This is a genomic window from Lyngbya sp. CCY1209 (genome assembly GCF_055795065.1).
The window spans coordinates 1-696 of record NZ_JAYFER010000390.1; the positions used below are offsets into that span (position 1 = coordinate 1).

The 696-nt window shown below is 48.6% G+C and carries 1 pseudogene; it reads left to right on the forward strand.

Going from position 1 to position 696, the window contains the following annotated elements:
- Positions 1 to 669: pseudogene (locus tag AC0QHF_RS11350) on the forward strand (group II intron maturase-specific domain-containing protein); the annotation flags it as partial.
- Positions 670 to 696 lie beyond the last annotated feature (27 nt).

A 696-nucleotide genomic window follows, 5' to 3' on the forward strand; every position in this document is an offset into this window, starting at 1 on the left:
GCCCATACTGAAAAGGTAAAAGAGGTGATTAGGAATCACAAAACAGCACCTCAAGCCGCCCTGATTAAACATCTCAACCCCATCATCACTGGATGGGCAAGGTACTACTCAGGGGTAGTCTCCTCGGAGATTTTCAGCAAGCTAGATAACATACTCTGGCAACAACTACGGGCATGGGTAGTGTCACGATGCGGAAACGCCGAATATAAAACGCTCAGAAAATACTACCGAACAGGTATGGCAAAACTGAGCAACGGGGACGAAAGGAAGGACGAGTGGATTTTCCAAACTAAGGATGGTTGACGACTCCAAAAACACGCCTGGATTCCCATTGTGCGGCACACACTGGTAAAATCAGACGCATCGACATATGACGGAAATTGGGTCTACTGGGCAACGAGGAGAGGGAAATCACCAGAAATCTCAAACCAAGAAGCCAAACTGCTAAAAGACCAGAAAGGCAAATGCAAATGGTGCGGACAGCACTTCACCATCGAAGACCAAGTGGAGACCGACCACATCATCCCGAGATGCCTCGGCGGAAAGGATGATTACAAAAATCTCCAATTGCTGCACCGCCACTGTCACGATGCTAAGACTGCTGTAGATGGCAGTCAAGGCAAGAGTCGTACTCATGACAACGAGACGACTGAACTAGGAGCCGTGTGAGGTGAAAGTCTCATGCACGGTTCTGAA